The sequence below is a fragment of the Microbacterium sp. NPDC089189 genome, assembly GCF_040685095.1.
GTDB lineage: Bacteria > Actinomycetota > Actinomycetes > Actinomycetales > Microbacteriaceae > Microbacterium.
Map to the genome: position 1 here is coordinate 104136 of NZ_JBFBHG010000006.1, position 26082 is coordinate 130217.

Annotated in this window: 31 protein-coding genes; 13 read left to right on the forward strand and 18 right to left on the reverse strand. The window is 70.7% G+C overall.

Features of this window, described 5'->3' with window-relative positions; genetic code table 11:
* Nucleotides 1-51 precede the first annotated feature (51 nt).
* From AB0N73_RS05285 to AB0N73_RS05305, 5 genes are read right to left on the reverse strand one after another with little or no spacing between them, the layout of a single operon-like run.
* The gene (locus AB0N73_RS05285) at nt 52-1698 is read right to left on the reverse strand and encodes a thiamine pyrophosphate-binding protein (RefSeq protein WP_363561097.1); all 1647 of its coding nucleotides are present in this window, start codon (nt 1696-1698) and stop codon (nt 52-54) included.
* Nucleotides 1699-1754: 56 nt separating this feature from the next.
* Nucleotides 1755-2555 carry an ABC transporter ATP-binding protein gene (locus AB0N73_RS05290; protein WP_363561099.1) on the reverse strand — a complete coding sequence of 267 codons (801 nt, stop codon included), beginning with the start codon at nt 2553-2555 and terminating at the stop codon, nt 1755-1757.
* A gap of 16 nt (nt 2556-2571) precedes the next feature.
* Nucleotides 2572-3345, reverse strand: a complete 774-nt coding sequence (locus tag AB0N73_RS05295; protein ID WP_363561101.1) for an ABC transporter permease — start codon at nt 3343-3345, stop codon at nt 2572-2574.
* On the reverse strand, nt 3342-4184 hold the full coding sequence (locus AB0N73_RS05300) for an ABC transporter permease (RefSeq protein WP_363561103.1): 843 nt from the start codon (nt 4182-4184) through the stop codon (nt 3342-3344). The genes AB0N73_RS05295 and AB0N73_RS05300 overlap by 4 nt, the downstream gene beginning before the upstream one ends.
* Nucleotides 4185-4189: 5 nt before the next feature.
* Nucleotides 4190-5176 carry an ABC transporter substrate-binding protein gene (locus AB0N73_RS05305; protein WP_363561105.1) on the reverse strand — a complete coding sequence of 329 codons (987 nt, stop codon included), beginning with the start codon at nt 5174-5176 and terminating at the stop codon, nt 4190-4192.
* Between the two features lie 155 nt (nt 5177-5331).
* On the opposite strand from AB0N73_RS05305, the gene AB0N73_RS05310 reads away from it, so the two are divergent.
* Complete coding sequence (locus tag AB0N73_RS05310) at nt 5332-6282, forward strand: LysR family transcriptional regulator (RefSeq protein ID WP_363561107.1); 951 nt, start codon at nt 5332-5334, stop codon at nt 6280-6282.
* A 6-nt stretch (nt 6283-6288) separates the two neighbouring features.
* Here AB0N73_RS05310 and AB0N73_RS05315 read toward each other — a convergent pair whose 3' ends face one another.
* Nucleotides 6289-6906, reverse strand: coding sequence for a LysE family translocator (locus tag AB0N73_RS05315; RefSeq protein WP_363561109.1), 618 nt, complete (start codon nt 6904-6906; stop codon nt 6289-6291).
* 83 nt (nt 6907-6989) lie between these two features.
* On the opposite strand from AB0N73_RS05315, the gene AB0N73_RS05320 reads away from it, so the two are divergent.
* Nucleotides 6990-7466, forward strand: coding sequence for an Lrp/AsnC family transcriptional regulator (locus tag AB0N73_RS05320; RefSeq protein ID WP_363561111.1), 477 nt, complete (start codon nt 6990-6992; stop codon nt 7464-7466).
* A 73-nt stretch (nt 7467-7539) separates the two neighbouring features.
* On the opposite strand, the gene AB0N73_RS05325 is transcribed toward AB0N73_RS05320, so the two are convergent.
* The 3 genes from AB0N73_RS05325 to AB0N73_RS05335 all read right to left on the reverse strand — a co-directional run bounded on the left by AB0N73_RS05325 (nt 7540) and on the right by AB0N73_RS05335 (nt 10652).
* Entirely contained in the window at nt 7540-8598 is a 1059-nt protein-coding gene (locus AB0N73_RS05325; RefSeq protein WP_363561113.1) for a hypothetical protein, read from the reverse strand.
* A 39-nt stretch (nt 8599-8637) separates the two neighbouring features.
* Nucleotides 8638-9012 (reverse strand): PLDc N-terminal domain-containing protein, encoded by a 375-nt coding sequence (locus AB0N73_RS05330; protein WP_363561115.1) that lies wholly within the window; start codon nt 9010-9012, stop codon nt 8638-8640.
* 164 nt (nt 9013-9176) lie between these two features.
* Nucleotides 9177-10652: a LuxR C-terminal-related transcriptional regulator gene (locus AB0N73_RS05335; protein WP_363561117.1), complete on the reverse strand. Its 1476-nt coding sequence runs from the start codon at nt 10650-10652 to the stop codon at nt 9177-9179.
* 162 nt (nt 10653-10814) lie between these two features.
* On the opposite strand from AB0N73_RS05335, the gene AB0N73_RS05340 reads away from it, so the two are divergent.
* The 3 genes from AB0N73_RS05340 to AB0N73_RS05350 all read left to right on the forward strand — a co-directional run bounded on the left by AB0N73_RS05340 (nt 10815) and on the right by AB0N73_RS05350 (nt 13295).
* Nucleotides 10815-11771, forward strand: a complete 957-nt coding sequence (locus AB0N73_RS05340; protein ID WP_363561119.1) for a DUF1214 domain-containing protein — start codon at nt 10815-10817, stop codon at nt 11769-11771.
* The gene (locus tag AB0N73_RS05345; protein ID WP_363561121.1) at nt 11768-12562 is read left to right on the forward strand and encodes a tyrosine-protein phosphatase; all 795 of its coding nucleotides are present in this window, start codon (nt 11768-11770) and stop codon (nt 12560-12562) included. The genes AB0N73_RS05340 and AB0N73_RS05345 overlap by 4 nt, the downstream gene beginning before the upstream one ends.
* A gap of 61 nt (nt 12563-12623) precedes the next feature.
* The gene (locus AB0N73_RS05350) at nt 12624-13295 is read left to right on the forward strand and encodes a GAP family protein (RefSeq protein ID WP_363561123.1); all 672 of its coding nucleotides are present in this window, start codon (nt 12624-12626) and stop codon (nt 13293-13295) included.
* A gap of 55 nt (nt 13296-13350) precedes the next feature.
* Here AB0N73_RS05350 and AB0N73_RS05355 read toward each other — a convergent pair whose 3' ends face one another.
* The 6 genes from AB0N73_RS05355 to AB0N73_RS05380 all read right to left on the reverse strand — a co-directional run bounded on the left by AB0N73_RS05355 (nt 13351) and on the right by AB0N73_RS05380 (nt 17213).
* Nucleotides 13351-13917: a GrpB family protein gene (locus tag AB0N73_RS05355; protein ID WP_363561125.1), complete on the reverse strand. Its 567-nt coding sequence runs from the start codon at nt 13915-13917 to the stop codon at nt 13351-13353.
* Between the two features lie 14 nt (nt 13918-13931).
* Entirely contained in the window at nt 13932-14618 is a 687-nt protein-coding gene (locus tag AB0N73_RS05360) for a cation transporter (protein WP_363561127.1), read from the reverse strand.
* Nucleotides 14615-14959, reverse strand: a complete 345-nt coding sequence (locus AB0N73_RS05365) for a metalloregulator ArsR/SmtB family transcription factor (protein WP_363561129.1) — start codon at nt 14957-14959, stop codon at nt 14615-14617. The genes AB0N73_RS05360 and AB0N73_RS05365 overlap by 4 nt, the downstream gene beginning before the upstream one ends.
* 67 nt (nt 14960-15026) lie before the next feature.
* Complete coding sequence (locus AB0N73_RS05370; RefSeq protein ID WP_363561131.1) at nt 15027-15392, reverse strand: DUF2255 family protein; 366 nt, start codon at nt 15390-15392, stop codon at nt 15027-15029.
* 11 nt (nt 15393-15403) lie between these two features.
* On the reverse strand, nt 15404-16294 hold the full coding sequence (locus AB0N73_RS05375; protein ID WP_363561133.1) for an aldo/keto reductase: 891 nt from the start codon (nt 16292-16294) through the stop codon (nt 15404-15406).
* Between the two features lie 43 nt (nt 16295-16337).
* Entirely contained in the window at nt 16338-17213 is an 876-nt protein-coding gene (locus AB0N73_RS05380) for a helix-turn-helix transcriptional regulator (protein ID WP_363561135.1), read from the reverse strand.
* Nucleotides 17214-17453: 240 nt separating this feature from the next.
* On the opposite strand from AB0N73_RS05380, the gene AB0N73_RS05385 reads away from it, so the two are divergent.
* The 8 genes from AB0N73_RS05385 (at nt 17454) to AB0N73_RS05420 (ending at nt 24605) form a co-directional block, all read left to right on the forward strand.
* Nucleotides 17454-18125, forward strand: a complete 672-nt coding sequence (locus AB0N73_RS05385; RefSeq protein ID WP_363561137.1) for an alpha/beta hydrolase — start codon at nt 17454-17456, stop codon at nt 18123-18125.
* Nucleotides 18126-18192: 67 nt separating this feature from the next.
* Nucleotides 18193-18933, forward strand: coding sequence for an SDR family oxidoreductase (locus AB0N73_RS05390; protein WP_363561139.1), 741 nt, complete (start codon nt 18193-18195; stop codon nt 18931-18933).
* Nucleotides 18930-19514, forward strand: a complete 585-nt coding sequence (locus AB0N73_RS05395) for a TetR/AcrR family transcriptional regulator (protein ID WP_363561141.1) — start codon at nt 18930-18932, stop codon at nt 19512-19514. Before AB0N73_RS05390 ends, AB0N73_RS05395 begins: the two co-directional genes overlap by 4 nt.
* Before the next feature lie 61 nt (nt 19515-19575).
* Nucleotides 19576-20487 (forward strand): DUF817 domain-containing protein, encoded by a 912-nt coding sequence (locus AB0N73_RS05400; RefSeq protein WP_363561143.1) that lies wholly within the window; start codon nt 19576-19578, stop codon nt 20485-20487.
* A gap of 4 nt (nt 20488-20491) precedes the next feature.
* The gene (locus tag AB0N73_RS05405; RefSeq protein ID WP_363561145.1) at nt 20492-21355 is read left to right on the forward strand and encodes a transposase; all 864 of its coding nucleotides are present in this window, start codon (nt 20492-20494) and stop codon (nt 21353-21355) included.
* Between the two features lie 60 nt (nt 21356-21415).
* On the forward strand, nt 21416-21820 hold the full coding sequence (locus tag AB0N73_RS05410) for a VOC family protein (RefSeq protein WP_363561147.1): 405 nt from the start codon (nt 21416-21418) through the stop codon (nt 21818-21820).
* Between the two features lie 30 nt (nt 21821-21850).
* Nucleotides 21851-22888, forward strand: coding sequence for a beta-propeller fold lactonase family protein (locus AB0N73_RS05415; RefSeq protein ID WP_363561149.1), 1038 nt, complete (start codon nt 21851-21853; stop codon nt 22886-22888).
* A gap of 55 nt (nt 22889-22943) precedes the next feature.
* The gene (locus tag AB0N73_RS05420; protein WP_363561151.1) at nt 22944-24605 is read left to right on the forward strand and encodes an ABC-F family ATP-binding cassette domain-containing protein; all 1662 of its coding nucleotides are present in this window, start codon (nt 22944-22946) and stop codon (nt 24603-24605) included.
* Here AB0N73_RS05420 and AB0N73_RS05425 read toward each other — a convergent pair.
* From AB0N73_RS05425 to AB0N73_RS05435, 3 genes are all read right to left on the reverse strand, one after another.
* Entirely contained in the window at nt 24592-25143 is a 552-nt protein-coding gene (locus tag AB0N73_RS05425; RefSeq protein ID WP_363561153.1) for a dihydrofolate reductase family protein, read from the reverse strand. The genes AB0N73_RS05420 and AB0N73_RS05425 overlap by 14 nt on opposite strands.
* Nucleotides 25144-25192: 49 nt before the next feature.
* Nucleotides 25193-25540: a LysR family transcriptional regulator gene (locus tag AB0N73_RS05430; protein WP_363561155.1), complete on the reverse strand. Its 348-nt coding sequence runs from the start codon at nt 25538-25540 to the stop codon at nt 25193-25195.
* A 69-nt stretch (nt 25541-25609) separates the two neighbouring features.
* The gene (locus tag AB0N73_RS05435) at nt 25610-26014 is read right to left on the reverse strand and encodes an HIRAN domain-containing protein (RefSeq protein ID WP_363561157.1); all 405 of its coding nucleotides are present in this window, start codon (nt 26012-26014) and stop codon (nt 25610-25612) included.
* Nucleotides 26015-26082: the final 68 nt, after the last annotated feature.

Here is a 26082-nt window from a genome sequence, read left to right on the forward strand (position 1 = left end):
CCGAGGCTACTCACGCCGCGCCATTCCGGCGCCGGCGGTGAGCAGTAAGACTCAGTGCGCGGCGGAGTCCGCCATGAGCGGCGACGCGCTGCCGGTGACCTTCGCATCGACCACGAGCGGTGTCCTGCGCGGTCCGTCCAGCCATTCCTGGACGGCAGCGAGATCGCCGAGGGTGCGGACGGTGACGCCCTCGCAACCGAACCCGCGAGCTACGGCCGCCAGATCGGTCTCGGGGAACCGCACGATGTCCTGCTTGTCCGGATGGTCGGCGAACAGGTGCACCTCGGCGCCGTACGCGTCGTCGTTGTACACGACGACCAGCATGCCCAGGCCTTCGCGCACCGCGGTGTCGAGTTCGTTCGCGCCCATCATGAACGACCCGTCGCCGGTTCCGACGACCGTCATCCGGTCGGGGCGGGCGATCGCGGCGCCGATGCCGTTGGCCAGCCCCAGGCCGATGGCCTGGAACGACAGGGGCATCACGAACCCGCGGTCGTCGGGCACGCGCAAGAATGCTCCCGCGTACATGTTGACGTTGCCGCCGTCGGGCACGACGACCCGTTCGATCGGGATCATGGCGTCGAGGGCTCCGGTGAGCTCGGCCGCGCCGATGCGCCCCTCGGCCGACGGTTCGTCCGGGAGGTTCTGCGTCCAGTAGCGCGCGCGCCGGATCCGCTCCGCCGTGGCGGCGGTGCGCCAGCCGCCCGGGGTCGACGACGGCGCCCCGAGGAGCTCTGTGACCGACGCGGCCACCGCGCCGACGTCGCCGAGGATCCCGAGCGTCACGTCGCGGTACTTCCCGATCGCGTCTGCGCGGTCGTCGACCTGCACCACCACGGGCTGCACGGCGAGGGTCCCGTGGTGCGTCGTCCACGGGTTGAGTGCGGCGCCGAAGGCCACGAGCACATCCGCCTCTCGGATCAGTTCCCGGGCGCCAGGAGTGGCGAAGCCGCCCATGACGTCGAGCGCCCATTCCTCGTCCGCGAACAAACCGCGTGCGCCGGCGGAGGGCACGAGGATCGCGCCGGTGCGCGCGGCGAGCGCGCGGAGCTCGGTCGAGGCGCCGCGTGCACCGCGGCCGCCGACGATCACGGGGCGCCGGGCGGTCGCGAGCAGGTCCGCGAGCTCTCGGACGGCTGCCGCAGCGCCGCCGGACGGCAGCACGCGAAGCGGCGGGGCCGGCGGGTCGGGATGCGGGCAGGGTTCGGCCTGCAGGTCGACCGGCAGCGAGAGCACGACGGTCGCGCGGTCGCGCACCGCGATGTCGTACGCCGCGACGGCCTCGGCGACGGCGGTCGCGGCGGAGTGGATCCGTCGCGGGACTGCGCCGACGGAGGCGACGAGGGCGTCCTGATCGATGACGAAGTTGCCGACCTCCTGTCCCACGGCGGTATCGCCCGTGACGACCAGCATCGGCGTGTGCGATTTCGCCGCCTCGCCGATCCCCGTCATGGCGTTGGTGAGACCGCATCCCTGGTGCACGCTGACGGCCGAGACCCGGCCGGTGAGGCGCGCGAACGCATCCGCCATGGATGCCGCCCCCATCTCGTGACGCGCGGCGGTGAACGCGACGCCGCCGGCGACCATCCCGTGCGTGACCATGAAGTTGCCGCTGCCCACCACGCCGAACACGTGCCCGACGCCGCGGTGCGCCAGTGCTCGTCCGATGGCCTCGCCGACCGTCATCGTCTCTGGCATCGGGGCCTCTCCTCGGGCGGCGGCGGTCTCCGCGGCGGTGGCGGCAGAAGTCATCGTCATGAGGTGACCGCCGCGCCGGCCCGCGAACGCATGATGTCGCTGGAGCGCCGGATCCGCCGGTAGACGTCGCTTCGCACCCGGGCGAACTCGGGCAGCTCCTTGGTCTCGATCTGATCGCGCGGGGAGGGCAGCCCGACCGCCAGATCGGCCTCGATGAAGGTCGGCCGGGGCCCCATCACCAGGACGCGGTCGGCCAGGTAAACGCTCTCGTCGATGTCGTGTGTGACGAACACGATCGTGATGCCGAACTGCGCACGCACCTGCAGCACGAGATCCTCGAGCTCCGCACGGGTCTGCGCGTCCAGCGCGCCGAAGGGCTCGTCCATGAGCAGCATCTGCGGCTGGTAGGCCAGCCCGCGGGCGATGGCGACGCGTTGCTGCATGCCGCCCGACAGCTGCCACGGATACTGCGATTCGAATCCCCGCAGGCCCACGGACTCGATGGCCGACATGACGCGTTCTCGGCGGTGCGCCCGGTCGCGGACGGCGCGTTCCAGGGGGAACTCGACGTTCTGCTGCACCGTCATCCAGGGGTAGAGCGAGTTGACGTAGTCCTGGAACACCAGGGCGATCTCCTGGGGCGGCCGCGTCACGGGTGTGCCGTCGACGTCGATGGTGCCGCTCGACGGGCTGATGAGCCCGGCCATCAGCTTCAGCACCGTGGTCTTCCCGCATCCGGACGGACCCACGATCGTGACGACCTCGTTGCGCCCGATCTCGAAGGTGAGATCCTGCACGGCGAGAGTGCCGGTCTCGGAGTCGCCGTAGCGCTTGGCGACGTTGTTCAACACGAGCATGGGATTCCTCCGTCGATCAGTGGGCCGCGGCCCGAGCGCCGCGGTGCCACGCCAGCACCCGCCGCTCGATGAGCGTGAACATGAGATTGAGCAGGTAGCCGAGCAGCCCGAGCAGGATGATGCCCGACCACATGTCCGCGATGGCGAACGTGCGCTGCGCCTGGACGATGAAGAAGCCGACTCCATTGGTCGCGCCTACCATCTCGCTGATCACCATGATGATCAGCGCCAGGGGGAGTGCCGCACGCATGCCGGCGAAGATCTGAGGGCTCGCCGCGCGCAGGTCGACACGGATGAGGGTGTCCCACCGGTTGATGCGGTAGCTCGCGCCGGTCTCGCGCAGGGTGAGGTCCACGCCCGTGATGCCGTCCACGGTGTTGAGCAGGATCGGCCACACGCAGATCAGGACGATCAGGATGATCTTCGCCTCATCGCCCGTGCCGAACGCGATCAGGGTGAACGGCAGCAGTGCCGGCGGGGGAATGGCGCGGAGGAACTCGACGATCGGGCTCGCCTGGCGACGAACGCGGGGGCTCTTGCCGATGAGGATGCCCAGCGACACCCCCAGGACGATGGCGATCAGGTAGCCCGAGAACAGGCGGAAGAGGCTCGGGAGGAGTTCGGTGGGAACGAGGGCGAAGACCCAGTTCTGGGCGAACGCGACGAAGACGTCCTGGAGCGGCGGGAGGAAGAAGCTCGTGCCCACGTTCGTGGCCCAGAGGATGACCAGCACCACGAGGACCGGGGTGAGGATCTCCGCTGCCACGGAGAGGCGGTTCTTGCCGGTCATGGCGTCCCCACCCGCTGAGAGGCGTGCCAATGGAGCGACCGGCGTTCGATCGCGGCGAACAACTGGTTGAGGAGCAGTCCGAGCACGCCCGCGAGGATGACGTAGGCGTACATCTGGGCGACGTTCGCTCCCTCGCGCGCGCGATTGATCTCGAGACCGATGCCCGGGGCTCCCATGATGATCTGACCGGTGACGACGAGGATCAGCGCCACGGAGGACGAGATGCGCAGACCCGTCGCCAGGTACGGCGTGGCGCCGGGCAGCACGACGCGTGTGAAGGTGCGGATCCGGTCGATCTGGAACGAGCGCGCGGTGGCCAACTGGATGGGGTTGATGGCGCGCACGCCGTAGATGACCTGGACGAGCAGGGGCCAGGTCGCGGCGAACGCCGCGAGGAAGACCGTTCCCTCGAGCGATCCGGGCCGGAAGATCAGGAAGACGACCGGGATGAGAGCCACCGAGGGAACCGGGCGGAGGAACTCGATGATCGGGCGGGTGGCGCGATAGGCCAGTTCGCTCGTTCCCAGCAGCACGCCGAGAGGCACCGCGACCAGCGTGGCGATTCCGAGGCCCAGCCCCCAGCCCAGAAGGGTGAGGCCGATGGCCTGCCACGCGACCGCCCCGAGCAGCAGAGTGCCCAGGGTCGCGAGGACGACGCTCGGCGGCGGCAGATACCGCGAGGGCAGGATCTCGAACCGGGTGACGATCTCGAGCAGCACGATGATCGTCACCGCCCCGCCGAGCGACCCCAGGTGCCGCCACAGTCGCGTGGCGATACCGGAGGGTCGGTCGGCGGGCGGGACGTCGCGCCCCGACCGGACCGATGTGGCGACGGTCATGATGCTCAGTTCCGGATCAGAGCGTCCAGGTCCGGTACCGAGTCCACGACACCGAACTCGGTCAGGATCCCGGTGAGGGTGTCCAGCTGCTCCCGATCGATCTCCGACCGGAAGATGGGCAGGCGGATCTCGGCGGCGAGTTCCGGGGTGAGCGCGGTGTAGGTCGGCAGGATCGCCCGCACGGCGTCGTCGTTGTCGGCGGCGTAGGCCAGCGACTCGGTGATCGCTGCCGTGAACCGGTCGACGAGCTCCGGGTCGCGCTCGGCCAGTTGCGCCGAGGTCGCCCAGGCACCGTTCGGGAAGTTCTCGCCCAGGTTGAAAGACGGGGTGTCGATGATCCGGCCTCCATCCCCGAGGGTCGTCGTGATGAAGGGTTCGGAGCCGAAGGCGGCGTCCACCGTGCCGTTCGACAGCGCCGCCGGCACTTCGGAGAACGGGATCTCGACGAACTGCACGGTGGTGTCGTCCACCCCCTGCTCCTGCAGCGACGCCCGGATCGTCGCCTCGGCGACGCCCTTCAGCGCGTTGACGCCGATCTTCGCGCCCTCGAGATCCTCGGCGGACTGAGCGGACGAGTCGGCACCGACGACGAGCGCTTGCCATTCCTCATCCGGAGTCGCTCCACCGACGTCGTTGGCGGAGATGATGGCGAGCGGGAGACCGTTCGCCGCGGCGGCGAAGATCGGGACGTAGCCGGCGACCACGAAGTCGAAGGACTCCGCCTGCAGGCCGGCGATCATCTCGGCGCCGCCCCCGACCGTCGTCATGTTCAGTTCGAGCCCCTCGTCGGCGAAGAAGCCCTCTTGGACGCCGAGGTAGACGGCAGCCATGTTGGATGTGGGGAGAACGGCGACGTTGATGGTGCGCGTCTCGTCGGATCCCGCAGATTCCGCCTCGGAGCCGGACGGTGAGCAGCCGGCGAGAGCCGCCGTGCACATGGTTCCCGCGGCGGCGATGACAGCCCACCGCGCGACAACTGATCGATTCGCCATTTCGAGCCTCCGTGATCGAACGTGGTCACCACCCGCGTCGTTGTGGGTGATGCGTGCCAGTCTGCGCGTTGGACACGACATCCGTACTTAAAGTTCGTCATACCGTGCATTAGCCTGACTGAATCCAGATCGGGCTTCGCGAGGGAGCGTGCCGCATGGACCTCAACCTTCTGAAGGTTTTCGTCGCCGTATACGAGACGGGTACGGTGACGGCGGCCGCCGAGCGCCTGTTCGTGACGCAGTCGGCCGTGAGTCAGTCGCTGACCCGTATGAGGCGTGAACTCGGCGACCAGCTCTTCGGGCGGGACGGGCGCTCGCTCCGGGCCACGCCGGCGGCAGATGCGCTCTACTCGGAGTTCCGTGAAGCGTTGAGCCGGGTCGACGCCGCCGTCGCCGGGCTTCGGGACTTCGACCCCGCCACGGCACGACACCGATTCCGTCTCGCGTTGTCCGAACTCGGCGAGGTGGGCTTCCTTCCCTCCATCCTGCGCTCGATCGCCTCGATCGCGCCGCAGGTCGAGGTCGAGGTCGTCCCGCTCGACGTCCGCGCGCTCCCGGAATGGCTCGCGCGGGGGCGGGTCGATCTGGCGATCGCCTCGACCCCGCCGCCCGGTGTCGAGGACGGCGTCATCCTGAAGACCGAGCGTTACGTCCTGCTCATGTCGTCGAGCCACCCGCTCGCCGCGCGGAAGACCCTCACCCGCCGCGCCATCACCGCCGCTCGTCACCTGACGACCACCAGCGACTCCGCCGCGCCGGGCGTCGAGGCCGCCCTGGAGCGTGCTGGGCTGACGATCACCCCGGACCTGACCGTGGGGCACACCTCAGCCTTGCCGGGGCTTCTTCACGGCGGGCCGTGGGTGACGGTCGTGCCGTCGAGCCTGGCGGAGAACTGGATCCCGCTCTGGCCGCTGGTCTCGCGGCGGCTGCCGGTGGATCTGGCGCCCATCGACGTGCGGCTGTACGCGCGCGCCACGAGCTACGAAGGTCCGGCGCTGCGCTGGTTCCACCACACCGTGGCGACGGCCGTGCGGTCGGCGCCACGCCAGTTCTGGTCACCGCCGCCCATACCGGCCGACTCGGATGATCCCGCGGTGCCGTCCTGAACCCGGTCAGGGGTGCAGCAACCGTTCTCCGAGGAGGAACGCACCGATCAGAATCATCGCCGAGCCCGAGAATCGGCTGATGACCCGCGCGGCCACCGGCCGCGAACCCAGCAGGGCCCGCGAGCCGAACCCGACGATGAGATAGACGACGGCGCAGCTGCCGAGGTGGACGAGCCCGAGCAGGAGGATCTGTTCTGTCAGCGGCCATGGTGCGTCAGGATCTGTGAAGGGCGGCAGCACCGCGAGGAACAGCAGGAACACTTTCGGGTTCAGCCCGCTCACCCCGAGTCCGCGGAACCACCAGCGGCACGCCGAGCCCGTGGCGGCTTCGGCGCTCGCGTCGACTCGCGTCGGGCGGCGAAGCGTTCCGATCCCCAGCCACACGAGGTAGGCGGAGCCGGCGACCGTGAGCACGGTGAGCGCGCCCAGAGTACTCGTTATCAGGGTGCCGACGCCAGCAGCGACGACGGCGGTGGCGACGAGGTGTCCGGCGAGCAGACCCCCGACGGCGGGGATCACCCGACGATGAAGCCCCGCGGTGATGGAGAAGGCCCAGTCCGCGCCCGGTGTGATCACGAACAGCATCGACACGCCCCAGAAGGCGAGGATCGCCGCGCCGCTCATCGCTGCGGTGCTCGGCAATCGATCATGACGCAAGGTTAGGAAAAGTTCCGAGCGAAGCGATTGCAACTTCTGTTTCCTTCGCGATGATCTGTGGAAAGATCCACGCTGTGGACGCCATAGACCGACAGATTCTTGCGGAGCTTCAACGGGATGGCCGGCAGTCGCTCACCGACCTCGCTGCTCGGGTGCGGCTGACCGTTTCTCCCTGCCATCGTCGACTTCGTGATCTGGAACGCGCAGGCATCATCTCGGGCTACCGGGCGGTCATCGATCCCCCCGCCGCGGGGTTCGGGTTTCAGACGCTCGTGTTCGTGACGATGAGGGAAGCGACCCGAGACGCGATCGCCGCCTTCGAGACCGGGGCCGCGGCGATACCCCATGTCATCGATGCGCAGCGGCTGTTCGGCGAGCCCGACTACCTCCTGCGTGTCGTCGCAGCGGATCTCGATCACTTCCAGCGGATCTATGACGAGCAGCTCAGTGCGCTCCCGGGTGTCCAGCGGCTCAACACCACGCTCGTCATGCGCACGATCGTCGACGATCGGCCCCTACCGCTGTGAGTTCGGCGCTGCCGACCGGGAATGAACGTCACCTCGGTGCAGCAGGACGGCGCGACAGCCGCGTCCGACCGTCTCAGAAGCCGGGCAGACGGACCTCCGGGCTGTTGATGCCGTCGTAGGTCGGCAGGATGTGGGTCTCCACATCCGTGCGGGCCATGGGATGGAGCGAGGGGATGAGCAGGGCGATGTCCTCGGCGTCTGCGGCGGTCGTCCCGCCGACGCGTTCCGCGTCGTACCCATCGAGCCCGATGATCCACAGCGCCGTCCCGGCATCCAGGACGTAGACGGCCGTTCCGTCCGCGCGGGCCCACTGGTCGCCCGTGCGTACGCACCAGGAGGGGAACTCCTCGAAGCCGCGGTCCCAGTCGAGTCCCGGACCCCCGATCAGGTTGCACGGAGCGTGCGGGTCCGGATTGGGCACGTCCCACTGCACGATGACGCGTGCCACGGCGCCGCTATCACTGCGCATCCACGTCGCGGCGTCCGAGCCGGTGGCCCGCACCTCGACGGTGCTCCAGCCCGGCAGGTCGGTCACGAGCGGGAACCGGGCGGACGCGAGGAAGGCCGATCGTGCCGCATCCAGGTCGTCGACCCGTTGCTGCGCGCGTTCGGCGGTCGCCGTCTCGGCGGGCGTGGGCGTGAGGAGGAGCAGCGCGATCAGGCCCGCTGCGGCCGCCGCGCCCAGAAGGCGCAGCGGCCACGGGCCCAGGAAGACCCCCAGCGCGGCGGCCGACATCCCGCAGACGGCGAGATGCCGGAGGACGTCGACCTGCATCGGCAACGGGCTGAGGATTCCGGTGGCGAATCCGTAGGCGCCCACTGCGGTCAGCAGCGCTGTGACAGCGACCGCGCCGACGATCGTCCGTCGACCCGTGATGGCTGCGCACACGGCGATCACCGACCCCGAGAGCACCAGGAACCCGACCACGACGGTGATCGCGATCCCCGGCAGGGAACCCGAGAACAGGGCGACGATCGTCGCGGACGAGACCGCGTAGTCGACGACGAGCATGAGGAGGGCGGTCGCCGCCACGGCGACCACCGACCGCCAGAACGAGGGCTGCCGACGAGTGGATGCCGCGGGAACCGCGTCCGCAGGGCCGTCGCCCGCCTCGACCGCGCTCGCCCTCATAGCCACACGATAGACCGACCGCACGAGCGGCCGATCACGTCACGACAGCGCCTTGGCCTTCAGCACCGTGAACTCGTCCGCCGTGATGGAGCCGGCCGCGAGCAGGCCCGCGGCGGCGGCGATCTCGTCGGCCGGGCTCTTGCCGGCGACCCGCTGGATGTACGACTCGGTGGCGCTGTGAGCCTCTCGAGCGGCCCGATCGCTGCGGACGGCCATGCCCTGTCCGCGGGCGATGAGGTAGATCAGGGCGGTGAGGAAGGGCACGAAGACCAGGAAGACCACCCACACTGCCTTCCACCACCCGTTCAGTGTGTGGTCGCGGAACAGGTCGGCGACGATCGCGAAGAGCGCGAACAGGTAGCCGACGAACACGACGGCCCAGAGCATCCAGCCGAGAATCTCCCAGAACTGCATAGTGGTCTTTCCTTCTCCATCGGGGTGGGCGCTGCCGCGGCGCGGGTCGGGGCGGGCGGCGGGCGCCTCGTATCGAAGCCATGCTGCTCGGGTGGGGAACGCCGCGGCGACGTCGTCATCCTTCGCGGATGAGGTCGATGTCACGGACGAGGCAGGATCGCGTCCTACCGGGCGTCGGCGGCGCGGACGGCGTCGCGTCGCGAGGTGACGCCGAGCTTGCGATAGATCGATCGGATGTGGGTCTTCACGGTCGGATACGCGATCCCCAGGTGCGCCGAGATCTCGTCGCCGGTCATCGTCGTGCGCAGGCACGCGAGCACGTCCCGCTCCCGGGGGGTGAAGACACCCGACACATGCGTCGAGAGCCGCGCGCGCTGCTCGAGCACGGTCTGCAGGAAATCCCGGTGACGAGATCCTCGGTGGGCGTGCGCATCCAGCAGGTCGGCCACCACGGCGTCGCCGGTCAGGAACGGGGCGAGGATCCGTTCGGGTGCTGCGGCGTCGAGCGCGAGGTCGAGGTGCTCGTGCGCCTGGCCGCCGTGCCCGCCGACGGCGGCCAGCGCCGCGGACGTCACGAGGGTGCTCACCCGTGCGTACCGGGGCATGCGCGTCGACGCGGCGAGGCTCAGCGCACGAGCCGCGCGCTCCCGGTCGCCCAGGAGGCGGTACAACTCGGCGAGCAGGGCGTGCGCGACCGGCGCGCCCGCGCGCGCGAGCGCGGGCGCCGCCAGCTCCCGGGCACGATCGTCGTCGCCGGCGGCATGTGCGAGCCACGCCGCCGCGACGCGGCGCAGCGTGTCCCAGGGGACGCCGTGCTTGTCTGTCGTGCTCACTCCGGCCAGCAGGTGCAGGGTGGCGTCGAAACGCTCCTGCTGCCGCAGCGCGACCACGCTCATCCCCAGGTAGAGGCGGGCGAGCGCCTCGAAGTTCGTGCCGGCGCTGCCGTCCACGATGATCGGATCGAGGTGAGCGGTCGCTCCCGCGAAATCGCCCCGCCAGTACGCGATGCATCCACGGTTGGCTTCGGGCAGCCCGCCCTCGAAACGATCCCAGTCGGAGGGCGCCGGCATGGCCGGAAGCGCGTCGAGCACCTGCTCGGCCTCGGTGAAGAGTCCCGCCTGGGTGAGGGCGAACGCGAGGTTCGATCGCGCCAGCCGCAGCGTCTCGGGGCGTTCCTGCAGGCGTGCCTCGTCGGCTGCCGAGCGGAGCAGGGCGATCGCAGCGGCCGGATCGCGGCGGAGCCGTACCTCTGTCCAGCCCAGCAGGAACAGCGCAGACGGGTAGTCGTCGTCCGGGCCGCACTGGGCGAGCGCCTGCCGCGCTCGATCGGCGACCGCGGCCTTCGTCGGAGCATCCTCGGCGAGCAGGAGCTCCGTGAAGCAGGCGACGAAATCGTCCGCGGCGACCCGCATCCCCTGCCCGCGGAGGAACGTCGCGCCGTACGCGTCCCCGACCACATCACGGCAGCAGGCGCGGATGAGGAGCACGTGCGGGTCGCTCGGCTCGGGGTGCGCGATGCAGAGCCGCTCGAGCTCGTCGGTGTGCGATTCGAGCAGAAGGCGCAGCCAGTTCTTGCGAAGCACGGTCCGGATGTGCGCGGCATCGCCGGACGCGGGCTGCTGCCGCACGGCGTCGCTCATGCCCCCACGATATCGGCGGCGGGACGGTGCGGCTGCCCTGCCGTCTCGCCGCCTCATCCTCGAAGGATGAGGCCGCGTCGGTCGTCATCCCTCACCCGCGAGACTGGCCGCGAGGTGCCGGAGCGCGCCTCGCGTCCCCTGGCCCGTCACCGTGAGGAAGTCATGTCCGCCACGACCGTCAACGTCCGGAACTTCGCCCGGGCGGAGTCCGACCTCATGTTCTCGCGCCTGGCGGCGGGCCGTGGCCTCGGGGAGTGGAATCACACCCGAGGGCTGAAGGGGCTCGACGATCAGCCGGTCATCCGGCAGAACCGGGACACGCTCTACAGCAGCGCGATCGTCGACGTGCGCGCGGGGCTGACGGTCACTCTGCCGGAGACGGGCGAGAGGTACATCTCGGTCTTCGTCATCAACCAGGACCACTTCGGCCCCGCTATCCTGCGTGAGGCGGGCGAGCACCGGCTGACGCGCGACGTCGTCGGAACCGACTACGCCGCGATCCTGGTGCGGATCCTCGTGGACCCGAACGACCCCGAGGACGTCGCCGAGGTGAATCGGCTGCAGGACGCACTGCTCCTGCAGGGCGGAGGCGCGGGGGAGTTCCCGCTGCCGTCGTACGACACGGCCTCCCAATCGGCGACGCGCGATGCGCTGCTGGCGCTCGGCCGCGGGATCTCGACCTACGACCGCGCGTTCGGCACGCGGGATGAGGTCGACCCGGTCATGCACCTGCTGGGAGCCGCCGGGGGCTGGGGAGGCCTGCCCGAGTACGAGGCGACCTACCTCAGCGTCGACGAGGGGCTTCCCGTCGCCGACTATCGTCTGCGGCTGAGGGATGTGCCGGTCGATGCGTTCTGGTCAGTGTCGCTGTACAACGCGGCGGGATACTTCGAGCCGAACGAACTCGGGGTCAACAGCATCAACAGCATCACCGCCGTGCGCGACGCCGACGGCGGCGTCTCGGTGCACTTCGGCGAGCATCCGGGAGCCTTCCCGAACGCTCTCGCCATCATGCCCGGCTGGAACTACACGATCCGTCTCTATCGTCCTCGCGCCGCCGTGCTCGACGGGTCGTGGCGCGCGCCCCGACCCGAGCCGATCCGAAGCGGCACCCCGTGACCGACCGGTCGCACCGCGGCATGGCGATCGCCAGCGCGCCGAACCTGCGCGATCTGGGTGGCCTGCGCACACCGCACGGCCCGATCCGGTCGGGGGTGCTCTACCGCTCCGCAGGACTCGCATCGCTCACCGACCGCGATCTGCCGCGCATCGCCGCGCTCGGCATCACGACCGTCTACGACCTGCGGACGGCCGACGAGGTCCTCGCGCAGCCCGACCGACTTCCGGAGGGGACGCGTCGCGTCGCGCTGGATGTGCTCGCCGGCAGCTCGCTCAGCGTCGCGGCGCGACTGGGCGACCTCGCGGCCGATCCGCGCGCGTTCGCCGCATCGCTCGAGGGCGGGCAGGCGGAGCAGCTCTTCGAGGACACCTACCGTGACATCGTGCGGCTGCCGTCCGCGCTGGCCGCCTATCGCGCCCTCTCCCTCGGGCTCATCGACGACGAGCGCCACGGCGCGGCGCTGTTCCACTGCACGACCGGTAAGGACCGCACCGGATGGGCGGCGGCGTCGATCCTCACCCTGCTCGGAGTCGATGAGGACGATGTCTTCGCCGACTACCTCCGGACCAACGTCGATCTGCTTCCCGCCCTCGAGCCGGTCTTCCGACGCGCGGAGGAGGCGGGCGTCGGACGGGAGGTGCTGATGCCGGTCCTGGGCGTACGCGAGAGCTACCTCCGCGCCGCCTTCGCGCAGGTGCGCGCGCAGTTCGGCACGATCGAGGGGTACGCCACCGACGGCCTCGGACTCACGGCCGTCGACATCGATCGGCTGCGCCGGCGCTTCACCTGAGACCGCTCACGGTCCGGTCGTGCCACCGGCGCGGGCGTGCCCCGACGAGGAAGACATCCCGATGACTGCTGTGCTCGGAGAACTGCTGCCGTTGGCCGTGGGGATCGCGATCAGTCCAGTCCCGATCATCGCCGCGATCCTGATGCTGCTGTCGCCGCGGGCGAGGTCGACGGGCGTCGGCTTCCTCATCGGCTGGGTGGTCGGCGTCGTGGTGGCCGTGTCGGCCTTCACGCTGCTCGCATCGATCGTTCCGCACGGAGGGGGCGACGGGGCGACGCCGGTGACCGGTGCGATCCGGATCGTGCTCGGCACCGTTCTCCTGCTCCTCGCGGGGCGGCAATGGCGTTCCCGTCCCCCTCGCGAGGGGGAGCAGACGCTCCCGGCGTGGATGGCCGCCGTCGACTCGATGACCGCGGTGCGCGCCCTTCTCCTGGGCTTCGCCCTGGTCGCGGTCAACCCCAAGAATCTGCTGATGAGCATCGCCGCGGGCATGGCGGTCGGCTCCGGTGGGCTGAGTGTCGGGAGCCAGGCGGCCCTGATCGCCGCGTTCACCCTGCTCGCGTCATCCTCGGTTCTGATCCCTGTCCTGGGATACGTGTTCGCGGCGAAGAGGATGGCGAAGCCGCTCGAGTCGATGCACACGTGGCTGCTGCGCAACAATGCCGCGGTCATGACGGTGCTGCTGCTCGTGATCGGCGTCGTCCTGGTCGGCAAGGGTCTGACCGCGTTCTGACCGCACCCTCGTCATCGCATCCGAGCGCCATCGCGACGCGGTGCGATGCGTCGTCTCATCGTCCGCGGGCACTCCGCGCGCGGTCCTTGATGGCGCGGATGACGTCGGTCTTCGCGTTCGCGTACGCGTTCATGTCGTCCCATCGGCGGGTGAGCAGGTCGCGTTTCGTGCGTTCGTACAGCGCGCGGTCGTCCGGATCGTCGCGCAGGCGATCACGCAGGAGCAGGTACTCGTCGACCGCAGGCGCAGCGGCGTCGTAGATGTGCACGTGGACGTCTCGTTCGGGTGTGCGCACCAGGCGGTGCCCGGGTTCCCGCACCCGCAGCCGATAGCCCGCGGCGAGGAGGGCGGGGAGATAGTCCTCTTCGGCCGTGACGTCGTCGACCGTGACCACGAGGTCGATGATCGGTTTCGCCGCGAGCCCGGGCACCGACGTGGAGCCGATGTGCTCGATCCCGGTGGCCGCTTCGGAGAGCGCGTCGAGGATCCGCTTTCGGTGCGCGAGGTACATGCCCGGCCACCGGTCGTCGTAGTCGTGAAGCGTCACCGTGAGGGCCTCGGGGCCGCCGATGAGGTCGAGCTCTGTGACGTCGGGCCGGCGCGGCCTCCGGATGCTGCTCATGCCGACATCCTCGGTCATCCCACGTGCCCGTGGTGGTCGTGCCCGTCGTCGTCATCGTCCTCGAGCAGCATCCCCACCGAGGTGGCGCACGCATCGCCGCGCCACGCCTCGATGCCCTCGCGGACGGCGAAGGCCGCGATCACGAGACCGGCGATCGCGTCGGCCCACCACCATCCGAAGAGACTGTTGAGGACGAGACCGATCAGAACGGCGGCCGACAGGTAGGTGCAGATCAGGGTCTGCTTCGAGTCGGCGACGGCGGTCGCCGAGCCCAGCTCCTGGCCGGCGCGACGCTCGGCGAGCGAGAGGAACGGCATGATCATGACGCTGAGCGCGGTGATCACGATGCCGACGGGGGAGTGTTCGACCTCGCCCCGGCCCGCGAGAGCGAGGACGGAGGACGCGGTCACGTAGGCGGCGAGCGCGAAGAAGGCGATCGCGATGACGCGCAGCGTCCCCTTCTCCCAGCGTTCCGGGTCTCGGCGCGTGAACTGCCACGCCACGGCCGCGGCCGACAGCACCTCGATGGTGGAGTCCAATCCGAACCCGATGAGTGCGGCGGACGAGGCCACGGTGCCGGCCGTGATCGCCACGACGGCTTCGACGACGTTGTAGGCGATGGTCGCCGTGACGATCCAGCGGATCCGGCGCTGCAGCACGTGGCGTCGATCGCCCGTCGGGGGCGCGGTCGTGCCGGTCATGCGCACGTGCAGTTGTCGCCGGCGCAGCAGCCGGGTTCGACGTAGAGCACGACGCGCAGCATCTCGTCGAGGGCGGGCGCGAGGTGGGTGTCGGCGAGCCGGTACCACGTGCGCCGTCCGTCGGGCACGGCGTCGACGAGCCCGCAGCCGCGCAGGCAGGCGAGCTGGTTCGACATCACCTGGCGGGATACCCCCAGCGCATCGGCGAGGTCGGACGGATACGCCGGTGCCTCACGCAGCGCCAGCAGGACGCCCGCGCGTGTCGAGTCCGAGAGGGCGTGTCCGAGGCGCGCGAGCGCCGCCGTGTGCGTGGCGGTCGCGACAGGGGTGACGGTCGGCATGGTCCGACAGTACATCATCTGCTGAACTCAGCAAACGATGTACCGCCGGGCGGGCCGGCGTCTCCGGTCAGCGCGGATCGATGCGCAGTGTCGTGCCTCGGGCCGGCGCGCGGTTGAGTGCCTGCGTGGGTGACCCGTTGCCGTACTTGGTGCGGTAGGCCTCGTCGACGTCGTCATCGTGCGAGGAGTCGTCCGCATACCAAACCTCCCGTTCGTGGCCATCCCAGCGGATCGCGCCGGCCGACTGACGCTGCACGCCGACGTACCACGCGGCGTCCGGCCCGTTGACCGAGCGCGCGTACAGCGCGCCCTCGACGACCACGTGCCAGATGATCCGGAAGCCGCGGAGCGATCCGTCCTTGCGGCTCCCGGCGACACGGATCTCGGATGCGGCATCGAGTTCGGCGAGCTCGTCAGCGGTCCAGGCGGACACGGGGTCGCGCCTCACGCTTCCGGGATCGCGCGCCCGAAGGCGTCGAGCGTGATCACATCGGGGTCGGGGCCGCCGCGCCGGCCGGTCTCGAGCGCGTCGATCCGGGCCAGCTCGTCGGGCGTCAACGAGAAGTCGAAGACATCGATGTTCGCGGCGATGCGCGCCGGTGTCACCGACTTCGGGATCACGGAGCGGCCCTCCTGGATGTGCCACCGCAGCATGACCTGCGCGGTGGTCTTGTCGTGCGTGCGAGCGATCTCTTGCAGCGTCGGGTCGTCGAGAGTGCTCTTGCGGTCGTCGCCGTAGCCCGGATAGAAGGTGATGCCGCCGATCGGTGACCACGCCTGGTTCACGATGCCGTGCTGCGTGTCGAGGGCGAGGAGGTCCTTCTGCTGGAAGTACGGATGGATCTCGATCTGATTGACGGCGGGAACCACGTCGGCGACGTCGAGGAGACGGGTGAGGTGCTCGGGCATGAAGTTGCTCACGCCGATCGCGCGGACGGCGCCGTCGGCGGAGAGCTTCTCGAGTGCGCGGTACGCGGCCAGCGTGCGGTCGAAGGCGCTCGGCAGCGGCTGGTGCAGAATCAGGAGATCGAGATGCTCCACGCCGAGCTTCCGCGTGGACTTCTCGAAGGCGTGCAGCGTCTCGTCGTAGCCGTAGTCGCTGATCCACACCTTGGTCTCGATGAAGACCTCGGCGCGGTCGAGGCCCGATGCGGCGATGGCTTCGCCGACCTGGCGCTCGTTGCCGTAGGCCGCGGCGGTGTCGATGTGCCGGTATCCCACGCGCAGAGCTTCGGCCACGGCTGCGGCGGTCTCCTCGGGCGAGGACTGGAACACACCGAATCCGATGCGCGGCATCTCGATCCGGTTGTTGAGGGTCAGGGGTGTCGTGCTCATATCGACCACGCTATGGCGGGGCTCCCTCGGGAGGGAGGGTCTGTCATTCCCTCTGTGGCTGCCGAGACGTCTCGGGTGCGGTCGTGGCCGACCAACTCCCGAGCAGGCGCAGGGCATCGGCCGAGGGTGTGCCCGGCTCGGCCGTGTACGTCGTGAGCGTCAGACCCGGGTCGGCGGGCAGGTCGAGCGTCTCGTAGGTGAGTTCCAGCTCGCCGACGACCGGATGCCGCAGGCGCTTCACGCCCGTGCGGTGGTAGCGCACGTTGTGCGCGGCCCACAGTGTGCGGAAGCGGTCGGAGCGGGTCGACAGCTCTCCGACGAGGTCGGTGAGGCGTTTGTCGTAGGGGTTCCGACCGGCCTCGCCGCGCATGGTCGCCACGAGGTCCCGGGTGTTTTTCTCCCACTCGAGGTAGAAGTCCGGTGCGGCGGGGTTCAAGAACGCGAACCGTGCGCTGTTGGGCGCGGGCTCCGCGAAGAGCGGCGCGTACAGAGCGCGCCCGAGCGGATTCGCGGCGAGGTAGTCGAAGTAGTTGTTGCGAATCATCGCCGGGGCATCGGTGATTGCCGCGAGCAGCCGCACGATGCTCGGTCGCAGGGCATCGGCGCGCGCCCGCGGTCGCCGCGCGGTCGGAGAGGCGTTCGCGGTGCGGGCGAGGTCGAACAGATGCGCCGTTTCGGCATCGTCCAGCTGCAGGGCGCGCCCCACCGCGTCGAGCACGCTGTCGGACGCGCCGGAGAGATCGCCTCGTTCGAGCCGGGTGTAGTAGTCGACGCTGACGCCCGACAACAGGGCGACCTCCTCGCGTCGCAGCCCCGGAACGCGGCGATTCCCGCCGTACGCGGGAAGCCCGGCGCGGTCGGGCGTGAGTCGGTTCCTGCGGCTGGAGAGGAATTCGCGCACCTCGCTGCGGTGGTCCATGCTCTCGACGCTACGCGCCCGCGCGCCCCGCAGGGAGGGTCTGGTGGTACCGGCCGGTCCGTCGCCCGCGGGCGGATGTCGGCGCCGCTCGGCACGCGTGCGGTACGGGCGGATCGAGTCGTCGATCACCCGGCTGGTAAATTCTGAAGGCGCGGTGCGTGTGCGCGCCGCCGCCGGCGTCGGCTCCGTTCGCCGGATGTCGCACGCCCCCAGAAGCCGCTCCGCGAGAGGACGCCCGACATGACGGACCCCCAGATCTTCGAGCCCGACGGGCGTGCGATTCCCTACGCCGTCGACGGTGAGGGGCCGGCGCTCGTGCTCCTCCCCGCCCTGGGGTTCAACATCAGCTATCTGGACGGACTCGCCCACTCGGTGGCGCAGGAGGACTTCCGCGTCGTGCAGGTCGGGTCGCGGCGTCCGTCGGACGCGGCCGTCTCGCTGGACGATCTCGCGCAGGACGTCGTCGACGTCCTCGACCACCTCGAGGTGTCGCAGGCGTGGGTCGGCGGGCATGCGTTCGGCGGCACGATCGCCCGCGCCCTGACGGCCGGGCACCCCGACCGGGTCAGCGGTGTGCTGCTGCTGGGTGTCGAGGGCGCGGCGAGCGCACCCGACGCGCTCGACTGGTCGAAGATCCCCGACTCGGTGCGCGACCCCGAGGTCGCCCCGCTGCAGCAGGCCGTCCGTGACGCCCTGGCGGGGGAGTACCCCGCGGTCGCGAGCGGCGTTCCGGTCCTCGTGGTGCAGGGCGGTGACGACCCGGTCGCCCCTGTCGCCAACGGCGAGGCCCTGCAGGCGGCGGCACCCGCGAGCGTCAGCGTCGTGACGGTCGAGGGCGCGCGCCACATGTTCCCCGCGTCGCACGTGGTGCCCACATCCTGGGCCATCGAGGACTACCTCGACTGGGACTGACGCTCCGGGCTCCCCGCCCCCAACTATGCGACAGGTGTAGCGTAGTTGGGGTTGAAAGGAGTTCCCCATGGGACGAGTACAGGGCAAGGTCGCGCTCATCAGCGGAGGAGCGCGCGGAATGGGTGCCTCGCACGCGCGGCTTCTCGTGCAGGAAGGCGCGCAGGTCGTCATCGGCGATCTGCTGGACGCCGAGGGTGAGGCGCTCGCCGCCGAGCTGGGAGACGCGGCGCGTTACGTCCACCTCGACGTCACCGACTACGCCGGCTGGGAAGCCGCCGTCGCACTGGCGGAGAGCGCGTTCGGGCGCCTCGACATCCTCGTGAACAACGCGGGTATCGCCAACTTCGCACCGATCGAGGACTACGCCCTCGAGCAGTGGGACAAGATCATCGCCATCAACCTGACCGGCGTGTTCTACGGCATCAAGGCGGCGATCGAGCCCCTCAAGCGCAGCGGCGCCGGATCGATCATCAACGTCTCCTCGACGGCCGGACTGCAGGGCTTCGAGGCCCTGCCCGGCTACAACGCCGCCAAGTTCGGTGTGCGCGGACTCACCAAGAACGCCGCGCTCGATCTCGGGCGCTACAACATCCGCGTCAACTCGGTTCACCCGGGCAACATCCGCACGCCGATGACCGACGGCCTCGACGTGAACCAGAACCACGTGGCGCTGCACCGCATCGGCGAGGCCATCGAGCTCTCGCAGATGGTGTTGTTCCTGGCGAGCGACGACTCCAGCTTCTCGACGGGCTCCGAGTTCATCGCCGACGGTGGCGAGACGGCCGGACTGGCACACTACGAAGAGTGACGGTCGACCCGAGACAGGCCCGCACCAGCGCCGCCCTTCGCGCGGCGCTGGCGGGTCTGCTCGCCCAGCGGCCGCTCGACGACATCTCGGTCGCCGAGCTGTGCCGTGCCGCGGGGGTGCACCGCACGACGTTCTACCGTCACGCGGACGACGTGCACCGGTTCGCGGTCACCACGCTCGCGGGTGACCTCGATGCGCTGAGCGATGTCTCGCCGGCATCGGGTGATGCCGAGGCTGCATCGCGCGCCTACCTCGGCGCGCTGCGCGACACGTTCGCCCTCCTGGCCGAGAGGCGTGTCGTTTATCGCGCCCTGTTCGCGTCGTCGGCGCGCGGCGCTTTCCGCTCGGTGCTCGTCGACGCGCAGCGCCACCGTGCGCACCTCGCGCTGGACTACTTCGCCGACACCGGTGTTCCGGGCGTGCCGGATGCCGGGCGCGACCGCTCCGAGGCCGCGGCGTTCATCGCGGGCGCGCTCGTCGGTGTCATGGATGTGTGGACACGCGAGGACGACACGGATGCGGATGCGGCGGCGGCCCGCGTGCTCGCCCTGATGCCGCGGTGGTGGCCCCTCCGCCCCTGACCGCGCGGGCCGGGACGCGCGCGCACACCACTCGTTCAGCCGGGGCCCCTACCGTCGCTCCGTGCAGAAGCCCACGCGTCTCGAGCGACGGATCGACGAGACGGCGCATCGGCTGTTGCGACGGGCGCCGGGCACGGGCTGGCAGGCGGCACTCGTCGAGACGATCGTGTTCTTCGCCAAACAGGCGTGGGCGTGCGTGTTCGGAGCGCTGCTGCTCGCGGTCATCGTTGCGGCACGCCTCTGGTATCCCGACGAGGCGTTGCTCGCGCGCAACGATGCGCTGACCGTCGCGGCGATCCTCATCCAGATCGGAATGATCGTCGGCGGGCTCGAGACGCGCCGCGAGCTGTGGGTCATCGTGCTGTTCCACGTCACGGGGACCGCGATGGAGATCTTCAAGACCGACGCCGGGTCGTGGATGTACGACGACGGCGGCCTCCTCCGCATCGCGGGGGTGCCCCTCTTCAGCGGCTTCATGTACGCGGCGGTCGGCTCGTACATGGTGCGCGTCTACCGTCTGTTCGACATCCGCTTCCGTCGCTACCCACCGGTGTGGGCGACGGCGATCCTCGCCGCAGCGATCTACGCCAACTTCTTCCTGCACCACTTCTGGTGGGATGCACGGTGGGTGCTGTTCGTGGGGGTGCTCGCGCTCTGGGCCCCCACGATCCTGCATGCCCGCGTCTGGCGGGCGCGGATCCGCGTGCCGCTGCTCGTCGTGTTCGCGGGCGTCGCGAGCGTGATCTACCTGGCCGAGAACATCGGCACCTGGGCGGGGGCCTGGCTGTATCCGAACCAGCTCGACGGATGGCAGCTCGTGTCGCTGTCGAAGCTGAGCTCCTGGTTCCTGCTCATGATCATCTCGGTCGTGCTGGTGACCCTCGTCTACCCGCCGCGCGGGCCCCGCCCGGTGCCCGCTCGCTCGCGAGCCGCGGTCCGGCGTGGCCGACGGCTCGACGTCGCGGCAGACTGAGCGCATGTCCGATCCCGACGCGTCGCTCGACGACGCGGCCCGCGCGCTGTACGGGGTGGCGCCCGAGGGGTTCGTCGCCGCGCGGACCGCACGAGCCGCGGCGGCATCAGGCCCCCTGGCCGCGCAGATCACGGCGCTGCGCAAACCCACCGTCGCCGCCTGGGCCGTCAATCTGCTCGTCGGCGAGGGGTATCTCGCCGAGGCCGTGGAGCTGTCGGCCGCGCTGCGGGAGGCCCAGGACGACCTCGACGCCAGGGAGCTGACCGCGCTCGGTCGGCAGCGTCGTCAGGTGGTCGCCGCACTGACACGCCGGGCGGCCGAGCTCGCGGCGGCCCGGGGAACGACCCTCAGCCCGGGCGCGCGGGATGCCGTGTCGGCCACGATCAACGCGGCCGTCCTCGATGAACGGGCGGCAGCCGCAGTTCTCAGCGGCCGGCTGCTGCGGACGCTCGACGGCGGTGACGTGGACGCGCTCGACCGCGGCGACCTCGTCGCCGGCTCCGTGCCGTCCGCCGCGCCGCCGCCGTCCGCATCATCGCGCGACGAGCTCGCCTCCCGTCGGGCGCAGAAGGCCGCGGCGGCGGCCGCGCGCGAGGCGGAGCGCGTCGCATCCGACGCCGCACGCGCGCTCGCGCGGCTCGAGGCGCGGGCCGCATCGGCCAGGGAACTCGCCGATGCCCGTCGAGAGCGCGCGGCGCACCTGCGGGCCGATCTCGAGCGCGCCGACGCGGATGCCGCCGACGCCGAGGCCGAGGCCGCGCGCCTCGACGCCGAGCGGGAGGCGGCGCGGGCGGCAGCGGAGACGGCGGCGCGGGAGGCCGAACGCGCCCGCCGGGCGCTGGCGTCGGGCCGCGACCACGACGGCTGAGCCCCTCGGCGCCCACCCCCGCCCTTTCGCGGGCCCGCCGCATCCGCGAGACTGGCGCACATGCCCGTCTTCGATCATCTCGGAATCTCCGTCGACGACCTGCCGCGCGCCACGGCCCAGTTCGACCCCATCCTGCAGGCGTTGGGGTTCCAGCGCCACGATGCGGACGGCTCGGTGTCGTGGGATCGCGACGGCGAGACCGAGTTCATCCTCTACCCGGCACGCGACGCGGGCACCGGGCCCCACCAGCACGGTCGGGTCGGATGGCAGCACCTGGCCTTCGCCGTCGACTCCCGCGACGAGGTCGACCGATTCCATCGCCTCGCGCTGGCGGCCGGATGGTCGGCCGTGCGGGACCCGAAGGAGTACCCGCGTTTCACCGACCGGTACTACGCCTCGTTCGTCGAAGACGACAACGGCATCCGGATCGAGTTCATGTACAACCCTCCCCGCGCCGCGGAGTAGGCCGCTTCCCGGCCCGTTTACGATCGAGGGATGACCGATTCCCTCGTGCTCGTGGCCAACGCGGGCGACGGCAGCATCAGCACCTTCCGCCTCGCGGACGGATCGCTGGAGCGCCTCGCCGTGACCGAAGGGCTGGTCGGCACGTCGACGTTCGCCGTCGACGCCGACCGCGACCTCGTCTACGCGGGCGTCAAACCGGGCGCGGGCCACGACAGCGCGGGCATCGTCACGCTTCGCCTGGACCGAGCCAGCGGCGCGCTCACTCCGATCGCGCGTCACGACCTCTCCGGCGGCGGGATGAACTACCTCGCGCTCGCACGCGAGGGCAGCGTGTTGCTGGGGATCTCGTACGGCGGCGGCTACGGCGAGAGCTGGCGCGTCGCCGACGGCGTGCTCAGCGACGCCGTGTCGCGCATCGCCTACCCGAACCTGCACTCCGTGCTGCCCAGCGCCGATGGCCGGTTCGCCTATGCCGTGTCGCTGGGAGCCGACCTGATCGCGCAGTACGCGCTGACCGACGACGCCCGCCTCGAGCCGCTGTCACCGGCCACGGTCGCGGCACCCGAGGGCAGCGGGCCGCGCCACCTGGTCATCAACGCGGCGCAGGATGCGGTGTACGTGCTGACCGAGTTCACCGCCGACGTGTTGCACTACGCCCGCGACACCGCGTCCGGCACGCTCGAACTCCGCGGCGCGGCCAGCGCTGTCGACCCGTCGGTGGGCGCCGCCGTGAGCCGCTTCGGCGTCGACCCGCGCGCGGAGCACCTGATCTGGGGCGCCGACCTCCACGCCGGGGCGGAGGGGCGCTACCTCTGGGCCTCGGAGCGCACCGGGAGCACGCTGGGGGCCGTGGCGGTGAACGCCGACGGCACGCTCTCCGCGCCGCACGCGTACACGGTCACCGAACCGCAGCCGCGCGGATTCGGGGTGAGCGCCGACGGCGCGTACCTCGTGGCCGCCGGCGAGCAGTCCACGACGGTGTCGCTGTATGCGGTGGACGGCAACACCCTGTCGCTGCTCGGACAGGCCGAGACCGGACGCGGCGCCAACTGGGTGCGCTTCGTCTGATCCCGGCCGCGCGCGAGGCGCGTGACGCCCGGGTCGCGGGTGGGAGAATCGTCTGATGACCGCAACACTCGTGGCCCAGGGCCTGGCCGGCGGGTACGGGCACCGCACCCTCTTCGACTCCCTCGATCTGACGGTCGCTCCGGGAGACGTCGTGGGAGTCGTCGGCGCGAACGGGGCCGGCAAGTCCACACTGCTGCGGCTGCTCGCCGGAATCGACGAGCCGCAGGCCGGCACGATCGCCCTCGCTCCGGCGGACGCGTTCGTCGGCTGGCTGCCGCAGGAGCACGAGCGCGTCGCCGGCGAGACCGTGGCCGACTACATCGCCCGGCGCACCGGGGCCGCGCAGGCCACGCACGACATGAACGCGGCGGCCGAGGCGCTCGGCGATCCCTCGCTCGCGGCGCCGGGCGTCGACCCGGCGGACGCGTACTCGGTCGCCCTCGACCGGTGGCTGGCCAGCGGCGCCGCCGACCTCGACGAGCGGGTGCCGGTCGTCCTCGCGGACCTCGGACTGGACCTCGGCGACGCGCCCACCGAGGCCCTCATGACATCGCTCTCGGGCGGCCAGGCGGCGCGGGTCGGCCTCGCGGCGCTGCTGCTCAGCCGGTTCGACATCGTGCTGCTGGACGAGCCCACGAACGACCTCGACCTCGACGGACTCGAACGCCTCGAGACGTTCGTCCGTGGGCTCCGCGGCGGGGTCGTGCTGGTGAGCCACGACCGCGAGTTCCTGGCCCGCTGCGTCACCCGCGTGCTCGAACTCGACCTCGCCCAGAACGCGAACCGCGTGTTCGGCGGCGGCTACGACGCGTACCTGGAGGAGCGGGCGACGCTGCGCCGTCACGCCCGCGAGAAGTACGACGAGTTCGCCGACAAGAAGGCCGACCTCGTCGCACGGGCGCGCACGCAGCGCGAGTGGTCCAGCCAGGGCGTGCGCAACGCCATGAAGAAGGCGCCCGACAACGACAAGATCCGCCGGAAGGCCGCCACGGAATCCAGCGAGAAGCAGGCGCAGAAGGTGCGCCAGATGGAGAGCCGCATCGCCCGGCTCGACGAGGTCGACGAGCCCCGCAAGGAATGGCAGCTGGAGTTCACGATCGGCGCGGCACCACGCTCCAGCTCGGTCGTCTCCACGCTCAGCAACGCGGTGTTCCGGCAGGGATCCTTCACGTTGGGGCCCGTCTCGCTGCAGATCAACGCGGGGGAGCGCATCGGGATCACCGGCCCCAACGGTGCCGGCAAGTCGACCCTCCTGCGCGCGCTGCTGGGTACCCAGCATCCGGATGAGGGCACGGCGAGTCTCGGGGTGAACGTGCAGATCGGCGAGATCGACCAGGCGCGGTCGCAGCTGGTCGGCGCGCGGCCGCTGGCCTCCGCCTTCGAAGACCTCGTGCCCGACATGGCGTCCGCCGAGGTGCGCACCCTGCTCGCGAAGTTCGGCCTGAAGGCCGATCACGTGACGCGCCCCGTCGACGAGCTGTCGCCGGGCGAGCGCACGCGGGCGGGGCTGGCGCTGCTGCAGGCCCGCGGCGTCAACGTGCTGGTGCTGGACGAGCCGACCAACCACCTCGACCTGCCCGCGATCGAGCAGCTCGAGCAGGCGCTCGACGCGTACGAGGGCACCCTGCTGCTCGTCACGCACGACCGGCGGATGCTGGCGACCGTCTCGACCGACCGCCAGTGGCGCGTCGAGGACGGCCGCGTCACCGAGCGCTGACCGGCCTCGGCACGTACCGCTCGGCGACGGCGCCGGAGGCGTACTCCGACCGGTCGACGAGCACGAGATCCAACGGGCGCGAGAGCCCGGCGAACAGCGTCGGCCCGTGACCGGAGACCCGCGGGTGCACGACGAACTCGTACTCGTCGATCAGCCCGCGCTCCGCGAGTGCCATCGGCAACATCACACCGCCGGTCGCGACATCGTGGTCGCGGGTCAGCGCCGCCACCGTCTCGGCGAGGTCGCCCCGGACGAGCTCGGCGTTCCAGTCCACCGACGCGAGGGTCGTCGACACCACGTACTTCTTCGCCGCGTCGATCGTGCGGCCGAAGGGCTTCATCCACGCCGGCAGCGCATCGGACGCCGGCGGGCGCCACGCATCCTGCATCATCTCGTACGTCACGCGTCCGAAGAGCAGCACGTCGGCGCGCGCGATGTTCGCGGCGGCGCGGCGGTGCAGCTCCTCGTCGGGGAAGATCGCGCGGTGGTCGACGCAGCCGTCGAGGGTGACGTTGATGGAGTACCGCAGTGTGCCCATGCGGTCAGGCTAGGCCCGCGAGGAGCCTGCGGCGAGGGGTGGGGGCCGATCAGCGCCCTTGACGCTTCTTGTACGGCTTCGGCTGCCCCTTGACGATCGGCGCGCGCCCGCGGCCCTTCGACGCCTTGGCCTTGCCGCCCGCGGGGACGACGGGCTTCTTCTCCGGCGGCGGGGCGGTCGCGATGCGGTGCTTCGCCTCCTCGAGCAGCAGCACCCCGGCGGGGGTGAGCTCGGTGGGGATCTTCTCGCGGGTGACGATGGGATGCCCGACCTCGGCCTCGAGCTTGTCGACCGAGGTGTAAAGCGATGCGAGGGGGATCCCGAGCTTCTCGGCGGCGCGCGGGAAGTGCAGTTCGTCGGCGAGGACGACGAAGCGTTCGAGGAGCGTGATGTTCACGGGAGGCCTTTCGTCTGCGCGGATGGCGTCGGGCCGCCGTTCCAGGATACGCGGAGCCTCCGCGCGACCTCAGGCCGCGGCGACGGTCGAGACGTAGTCGCGCAGCGCGCTCTCGGTGGGGAGTTCCAGCCAGAGGCGGACGCTGTCGCCGCTGGATCCGAGCCCGTTGACGACGGCGGCGCCGCCGAGCTCCTCGAGCAGCGGCGACAGCACGGCCGCTCGCGCGCTGGGGATGAACCCGACGCCCCGTCCGTCGGCGAACACCGCGATCGCGTGGGGGTCGCGCCGGCGGGGCTGCCGACGCAGCACGTAGAGCCGGTCGCCCGAGCGCTGGCGCTCGCGATCGTTCGGCAGATAGTGCGTGCCCTGCACCTGCACGCGCTCGACGTCGAGGTCGCGAAGATCGGGGAGCGCGTCATGGGTGTGCGGACGCATCGACAGTGCATCTCGCACGAGTTCCCACCAGACAGGCATCCGGTCACCGTACGCGACCGGCCTGGGAAACGGCCTGCGCGGGACGCGGCGGCGTCGGAGGCGGCAAC

Bases quoted from the DNA above. Each gene is read 5' to 3' on its own strand.
- AB0N73_RS05285 (WP_363561097.1), bottom strand. From the start codon at position 1,698: ATGCCAGAGACGATGACGGTCGGCGAGGCCATCGGACGAGCACTGGCG.
- AB0N73_RS05290 (WP_363561099.1), bottom strand. From the start codon at position 2,555: ATGCTCGTGTTGAACAACGTCGCCAAGCGCTACGGCGACTCCGAGACC.
- AB0N73_RS05295 (WP_363561101.1), bottom strand. From the start codon at position 3,345: ATGACCGGCAAGAACCGCCTCTCCGTGGCAGCGGAGATCCTCACCCCG.
- AB0N73_RS05300 (WP_363561103.1), bottom strand. From the start codon at position 4,184: ATGACCGTCGCCACATCGGTCCGGTCGGGGCGCGACGTCCCGCCCGCC.
- AB0N73_RS05305 (WP_363561105.1), bottom strand. From the start codon at position 5,176: ATGGCGAATCGATCAGTTGTCGCGCGGTGGGCTGTCATCGCCGCCGCG.
- AB0N73_RS05310 (WP_363561107.1), top strand. From the start codon at position 5,332: ATGGACCTCAACCTTCTGAAGGTTTTCGTCGCCGTATACGAGACGGGT.
- AB0N73_RS05315 (WP_363561109.1), bottom strand. From the start codon at position 6,906: ATGAGCGGCGCGGCGATCCTCGCCTTCTGGGGCGTGTCGATGCTGTTC.
- AB0N73_RS05320 (WP_363561111.1), top strand. From the start codon at position 6,990: ATGATCTGTGGAAAGATCCACGCTGTGGACGCCATAGACCGACAGATT.
- AB0N73_RS05325 (WP_363561113.1), bottom strand. From the start codon at position 8,598: ATGAGGGCGAGCGCGGTCGAGGCGGGCGACGGCCCTGCGGACGCGGTT.
- AB0N73_RS05330 (WP_363561115.1), bottom strand. From the start codon at position 9,012: ATGCAGTTCTGGGAGATTCTCGGCTGGATGCTCTGGGCCGTCGTGTTC.
- AB0N73_RS05335 (WP_363561117.1), bottom strand. From the start codon at position 10,652: ATGAGCGACGCCGTGCGGCAGCAGCCCGCGTCCGGCGATGCCGCGCAC.
- AB0N73_RS05340 (WP_363561119.1), top strand. From the start codon at position 10,815: ATGTCCGCCACGACCGTCAACGTCCGGAACTTCGCCCGGGCGGAGTCC.
- AB0N73_RS05350 (WP_363561123.1), top strand. From the start codon at position 12,624: ATGACTGCTGTGCTCGGAGAACTGCTGCCGTTGGCCGTGGGGATCGCG.
- AB0N73_RS05355 (WP_363561125.1), bottom strand. From the start codon at position 13,917: ATGAGCAGCATCCGGAGGCCGCGCCGGCCCGACGTCACAGAGCTCGAC.
- AB0N73_RS05360 (WP_363561127.1), bottom strand. From the start codon at position 14,618: ATGACCGGCACGACCGCGCCCCCGACGGGCGATCGACGCCACGTGCTG.
- AB0N73_RS05365 (WP_363561129.1), bottom strand. From the start codon at position 14,959: ATGCCGACCGTCACCCCTGTCGCGACCGCCACGCACACGGCGGCGCTC.
- AB0N73_RS05375 (WP_363561133.1), bottom strand. From the start codon at position 16,294: ATGAGCACGACACCCCTGACCCTCAACAACCGGATCGAGATGCCGCGC.
- AB0N73_RS05380 (WP_363561135.1), bottom strand. From the start codon at position 17,213: ATGGACCACCGCAGCGAGGTGCGCGAATTCCTCTCCAGCCGCAGGAAC.
- AB0N73_RS05385 (WP_363561137.1), top strand. From the start codon at position 17,454: ATGACGGACCCCCAGATCTTCGAGCCCGACGGGCGTGCGATTCCCTAC.
- AB0N73_RS05390 (WP_363561139.1), top strand. From the start codon at position 18,193: ATGGGACGAGTACAGGGCAAGGTCGCGCTCATCAGCGGAGGAGCGCGC.
- AB0N73_RS05405 (WP_363561145.1), top strand. From the start codon at position 20,492: ATGTCCGATCCCGACGCGTCGCTCGACGACGCGGCCCGCGCGCTGTAC.
- AB0N73_RS05410 (WP_363561147.1), top strand. From the start codon at position 21,416: ATGCCCGTCTTCGATCATCTCGGAATCTCCGTCGACGACCTGCCGCGC.
- AB0N73_RS05415 (WP_363561149.1), top strand. From the start codon at position 21,851: ATGACCGATTCCCTCGTGCTCGTGGCCAACGCGGGCGACGGCAGCATC.
- AB0N73_RS05420 (WP_363561151.1), top strand. From the start codon at position 22,944: ATGACCGCAACACTCGTGGCCCAGGGCCTGGCCGGCGGGTACGGGCAC.
- AB0N73_RS05425 (WP_363561153.1), bottom strand. From the start codon at position 25,143: ATGGGCACACTGCGGTACTCCATCAACGTCACCCTCGACGGCTGCGTC.
- AB0N73_RS05435 (WP_363561157.1), bottom strand. From the start codon at position 26,014: ATGCCTGTCTGGTGGGAACTCGTGCGAGATGCACTGTCGATGCGTCCG.